The sequence below is a fragment of the Sphingopyxis sp. genome (assembly GCF_035565275.1).
Lineage (GTDB): Bacteria > Pseudomonadota > Alphaproteobacteria > Sphingomonadales > Sphingomonadaceae > Sphingopyxis.
Genome location: NZ_DATMST010000197.1, coordinates 1 through 2,857 on the forward strand (window position 1 = coordinate 1; position 2,857 = coordinate 2,857).

General features: G+C 67.9%; 1 protein-coding gene and 1 pseudogene. One reads left to right on the forward strand and one right to left on the reverse strand.

Going from position 1 to position 2,857, the window contains the following annotated elements:
- Positions 1–477, reverse strand: a pseudogene (locus VN047_RS13930) (M23 family peptidase); the annotation flags it as partial.
- Positions 478–719: 242 nt separating this feature from the next.
- Between VN047_RS13930 and VN047_RS13935 the strand changes: the two are divergent.
- Positions 720–2,857 (forward strand): helicase-related protein (locus VN047_RS13935; RefSeq protein ID WP_325543656.1); only part of this gene is annotated, 2,138 nt, incomplete at its 3' end.

The window sequence follows — 2,857 nt, forward strand, 5'->3', positions numbered from 1 at the left end:
GCTGCCGACGCCCGAGCGTTCGAGCAGGCGGGCGAAGCTGTCGCCGCTGCCGAGGGTGGCGGTGAGTTCGATTTGCGGCCGTTCGGGGGTCTGCGTCAGCGGGCGGACGGCGTCGGTCGCCGCCATATGCCGGCCGGTGTCGCCGCCGAACGCCAGCGGCACGATCATCTGCGCGCGCGCCTCGTTGAAATCGGACGCGCCGGCCGCGGTGCCGCCGATCTCGATCGGGCGGATGCCGGGAAAGGTTGCGATCGCGATTCCGCAAAGCAAGGTTAACGTCGCAAGCCCGCGCCACCATTCGGCCGAGCCGATATTGTCGCCAAGGTCGGGAACGAGATCGAGCTGCGCGAGCCGGTCGCGCCAGCCCGGTCGGGTTTCGGAATCGCCATCCGTGCGTCGCAGCGGTATCGCCTGCGACATCGTGAGGGCGGCCGCATTGCCGGACATCCCCGCGATGGGTTCGTGACGCTGGAACAAATTGCAACCCCCGCTCGGCAGCCTCCGCAGTTCCGGCCGCCGAATGATGTTTTCGAGGCCATGTCTGTAAAGAAAGGTCGTTAAAGTCAATTTAATGGCAGATTCGCCGACACAGGTTGCGGCAAGGCGTGGCGGGGTCGGGATATTATGCGCACACTGCGGAAAAATATGCCTGTTAGGCGCCGTTTGACGATCCGTTGTTGCACGGCGCCCGCGCCCATGCCAGCGTGGGAGCCAAGACAATGACGTCATTCTCCTCCCAGCCGGTCAAGGCTGTCCTTGGCCCCACCAACACCGGCAAAACCCATTTGGCGGTCGAGCGCCTGACCGCCCATGCGAGCGGCATGATCGGCTTTCCGCTGCGCTTGCTCGCGCGCGAAGTCTATGACCGCGTCGTCGCGATCCGGGGACCGGCGGAAGTCGGGTTGGTGACAGGCGAGGAACGAATCATGCCACCCGGCGCGCGTTACCTGCTCGGCACGATGGAAGCGCTGCCCGTGACGCGCGACGTCGCTTTCGTCGGGATCGACGAGGCGCAGCTTGGCGCAGATCCCGAACGCGGGCATGTGTTCACCGACCGGCTGTTGCGCGCGCGCGGACGCGAGGAGACGATGATCCTGGGGTCAGCGAGCATCCGCACGCTCGTCCGCGATCTCGTGCCCGAAGCCGAAATCATCACGCGCCCGCGCTTTTCGACCTTGAGCTACGCCGGCGCCTCGAAACTCTCGCGCCTGCCGAAGCGATCGGCGATCGTCGCCTTTTCCGCCGAAGAAGTCTATGCCATCGCCGAAATGCTACGCCGCTTCGCGGGCGGCGCCGCGGTGGTGATGGGGGCATTGAGCCCCAAGACGCGCAATTCGCAGGTCGCGATGTTCGAGGCGGGCGAAGTCGATTATCTCGTTGCCACCGACGCGATCGGCATGGGGCTGAACCTCGACGTCCAGCATGTCGCGTTCGCGAGCCTGCAGAAATTCGACGGACGGCGGCTCAGGCGGCTGACGATTTCGGAAATGGCGCAGATCGCCGGGCGCGCGGGGCGCCACCAGCAGGACGGCAGCTTCGGCACCGTGGGCCTGCCGCAGGGCGGCTTCACACCCGAAGAAATCCACGCGATCGAGGGGCATCATTTCCCGCCGCTCGCGAGCCTGTTCTGGCGCAATCCGACGCCGGGCTTCGGCTCGCTCGACCAGCTTCTGTCCGATCTTGCCCAGCCGCCGACGCAGCAGGGCCTGCGCGCCGCGCCCGAAGCCGTCGACATCGCGGTACTCAAGCATCTTGCTGGCGACATGGAAGTCCGCGCGCGCGGCGGCGATTTCGACGCGGTCCAGCGATTGTGGGACGCGTGCGGGCTTCCCGATTTCGAACAGCTGGGCGCCGAACATCACAGCCGCACCGTTTTCAAGCTCTGGCAATGGCGCACGAGCGGGGACGGAATGATCGACCCCGACTGGTTCGCGCGGCGCCTTGCCCGACTGAACGACGTCGAGGGCGATATCGACCAGCTTGCGAGCCGGATCGCGGCGGTGCGCACGCTGTGCTTCATCGCGCAACGCGGCGACTGGATCGCGGGCGCCGCTGGGTGGACCGAACAAACGCAGGCGCTCGAATCACGGCTGTCCGACGCCCTGCACGCCGCGCTTGCCCAGCGTTTCGTCGATCGCCGGCTTGCGCTGCTGCTCCGCGATGCGGGCCAGCGTAACGCCGCGCTGCCCGTGGCGGTCGGCGCCGACGGCACCGTCGCGGTTGACGGCGAGGCGATCGGCACCCTCAAGGGTTTCCAGTTCAAGGTCGATGCCCAGGCGCGCGCAAGCGACCACCGCATGCTGCTCGCCGCCGCGGAAAAGCATCTGCGTGCCGAACTCGCGCGGCGAGCGACCGCGCTGGCCGAAGGCGACGACAGCGCCCTGTCGCTGGTCGCCGAGCCCGAAACCATGCCGCGCCTCGCCTGGCACGGCCATGTCGTCGCGACGCTCGCGCGCGGACCGACGCTCGTCCAGCCGGCGATCCAGATCGATCCTTCGCTCCGTCGGCTGGAACCCCAGCAGGTGCAGGCGATTTCAGAGCGGCTCCAGCGCTTTGTCGCGACGCAGCTCGCGCGGCACGCCGGCCCGCTTGCCGCGATGGGCGAGGCAGCCGGCGACCTGTTCACGCCCCCGCGCGTGCGTGCGCTGCTCGCCGCGCTGACCGACAACAGCGGGATGATCGGCCGCGCAGGCGTCGAGGATCAGCTCCATGCCCTCACTCCGGAAGAGCGTCCGCAGCTGCGCAAGCTCGGCCTTACCATCGGCTCGCTCGACATTTTCCATCCAACGCTCCTGAAACCCGAAGCGGTGCGCTGGCGCGCGGCGCTGGTCGCGGCGCAGCAGGGCACGCCGGTCCC